The 1,616-nt window shown below is 51.7% G+C and carries 15 tRNA genes and 1 rRNA gene; all 16 read right to left on the bottom strand.

Going from position 1 to position 1,616, the window contains the following annotated elements:
• Positions 1 to 61 precede the first annotated feature (61 nt).
• Positions 62 to 135 (bottom strand) — tRNA-Ile (locus C5L23_RS00520).
• Between the two features lie 3 nt (positions 136 to 138).
• Positions 139 to 209, bottom strand: a tRNA-Gly gene (locus C5L23_RS00515).
• Positions 210 to 246: 37 nt separating this feature from the next.
• Positions 247 to 319: transfer RNA gene (locus C5L23_RS00510), tRNA-Phe, on the bottom strand.
• Between the two features lie 23 nt (positions 320 to 342).
• Positions 343 to 416 (bottom strand) — tRNA-Asp (locus C5L23_RS00505).
• A 2-nt stretch (positions 417 to 418) separates the two neighbouring features.
• Positions 419 to 492, bottom strand: a tRNA-Met gene (locus tag C5L23_RS00500).
• Positions 493 to 528: 36 nt separating this feature from the next.
• A tRNA-Ser gene (locus C5L23_RS00495) sits at positions 529 to 618 on the bottom strand.
• Positions 619 to 641: 23 nt separating this feature from the next.
• Positions 642 to 715: transfer RNA gene (locus tag C5L23_RS00490), tRNA-Ile, on the bottom strand.
• 12 nt (positions 716 to 727) lie between these two features.
• Positions 728 to 801: transfer RNA gene (locus tag C5L23_RS00485), tRNA-Met, on the bottom strand.
• A 31-nt stretch (positions 802 to 832) separates the two neighbouring features.
• A tRNA-Pro gene (locus C5L23_RS00480) sits at positions 833 to 906 on the bottom strand.
• A 65-nt stretch (positions 907 to 971) separates the two neighbouring features.
• Positions 972 to 1,045, bottom strand: a tRNA-Arg gene (locus C5L23_RS00475).
• A gap of 5 nt (positions 1,046 to 1,050) precedes the next feature.
• A tRNA-Leu gene (locus C5L23_RS00470) sits at positions 1,051 to 1,134 on the bottom strand.
• Between the two features lie 6 nt (positions 1,135 to 1,140).
• A tRNA-Gly gene (locus tag C5L23_RS00465) sits at positions 1,141 to 1,212 on the bottom strand.
• Between the two features lie 7 nt (positions 1,213 to 1,219).
• Positions 1,220 to 1,292: transfer RNA gene (locus C5L23_RS00460), tRNA-Thr, on the bottom strand.
• 43 nt (positions 1,293 to 1,335) lie between these two features.
• Positions 1,336 to 1,408, bottom strand: a tRNA-Val gene (locus C5L23_RS00455).
• A 7-nt stretch (positions 1,409 to 1,415) separates the two neighbouring features.
• Positions 1,416 to 1,506: transfer RNA gene (locus C5L23_RS00450), tRNA-Ser, on the bottom strand.
• Between the two features lie 27 nt (positions 1,507 to 1,533).
• A 5S ribosomal RNA gene (gene rrf, locus C5L23_RS08670) occupies positions 1,534 to 1,616 on the bottom strand; the annotation flags it as partial.

The following is a 1,616-nucleotide window of genomic DNA, read 5'->3' as shown; positions in this document are numbered from 1 at the left end:
CATTATAAAACAAAAAAGAAGGGAAAGAAAAAGAGAGTTACAAGAACTCTCTTCTTTATCATGGGCCTGACGGGACTCGAACCTGTGACCCCTGCGTTATCAACACAGTGCTCTAACCAACTGAGCTACAGGCCCATAAGCGAATGACGGGAATCGAACCCGCATAGCCAGCTTGGAAGGCTGGAATTCTACCATTGAACTACATTCGCAGGCTTACCTTGTCGCTTCAGTCAATCTCTTGACCTATGGCGCGGGACGGAATCGAACCGCCGACACATGCAGCTTCAATGCATTGCTCTACCAACTGAGCTACCGAGCCATCTAAGTATCTTCATACTTAAACGGTCACAACGGGGTTCGAACCCGTGATCTCCTGCGTGACAGGCAGGCGTCCTAACCAGCTAGACCATGCGACCAATTGCGGGAGCTGGATTTGAACCAACGACCTTCGGGTTATGGGCCCGACGAGCTACCAGACTGCTCCATCCCGCGATAATATTATGTCTTACCCTCTATATTTAAGGGTTAAGGAGGATGGGGGATTCGAACCCCCGCGCCGGTTTCCCGACCTGACGGTTTTCAAGACCGTTCCCTTCAGCCAGACTTGGGTAATCCTCCACTATCTCTGAAGGCCCTCTCAATGGACCTTGTTGGACTCGAACCAACGACCGGACGGTTATGAGCCGTCTGCTCTAACCAACTGAGCTAAAGGTCCTTTATCGACCTATCGCGGCGGGGGGAATCGAACCCTCGACCTCTCGGGTATGAACCGAACGCTCTAGCCAGCTGAGCTACACCGCGATCGTGCTAAACCATATCACATACGATTTAATCGGGACGACAGGATTCGAACCTGCGACCCCCTGGTCCCAAACCAGGTGCTCTACCAAGCTGAGCTACATCCCGATAGTTTCTCGAGAGCTTCAGCTCCTCAAAAACTTAAAAAAGAGATTAAATTACTCTAACCTCTATGCACCTAGCAGGAGTCGAACCTGCAACCTCCTGATTCGTAGTCAGACGCTCTATCCAATTGCGCTATAGGTGCATATATGCCGGCGACCGGGATCGAACCGGTACGATATCTCTATCGCAGGATTTTAAGTCCTGTGCGTCTGCCTATTCCGCCACGCCGGCATATTAAGCGGACAACGGGATTCGAACCCGCGACCCCCACCATGGCAAGGTGATGTTCTACCTCTGAACTATATCCGCATGTTCATGCCGACTAAAGGACTCGAACCTTCGACCCCCGCTTTACAAGAGCGGTGCTCTACCAACTGAGCTAAGTCGGCGCTACGTTTCCCGTTCGCCAGTATCTTCAGCCTTTTCCGGCTATGGAAGTTACAGGGATCGAACCTGTGACCCCCTGCTTGTAAGGCAGGTGCTCTCCCAGCTGAGCTAAACTTCCATATCTATGGAGAGGAAGGGATTCGAACCCTCGAAACAGTTCTCACTGCTTACACGGTTTCCAACCATGCTCCTTCAGCCTGACTCGGACACCTCTCCGCTTCTCTCTCCATGTTGCTATGTACGGCATCGCATCGTCCTATCCTCGCAGGAAGCGATCCTCCAACTACTTTTGGCGCTATAGAGCTTAACTTCTGTGTTCGGAATGG

Origin of the sequence: Leuconostoc fallax (assembly GCF_004354645.1) — a bacterium.
Classification (GTDB): domain Bacteria; phylum Bacillota; class Bacilli; order Lactobacillales; family Lactobacillaceae; genus Leuconostoc_B; species Leuconostoc_B fallax.
The sequence above is the reverse complement of the archived record's forward strand: the minus strand, read 5'-3'. Positions and strand labels throughout refer to the sequence as shown.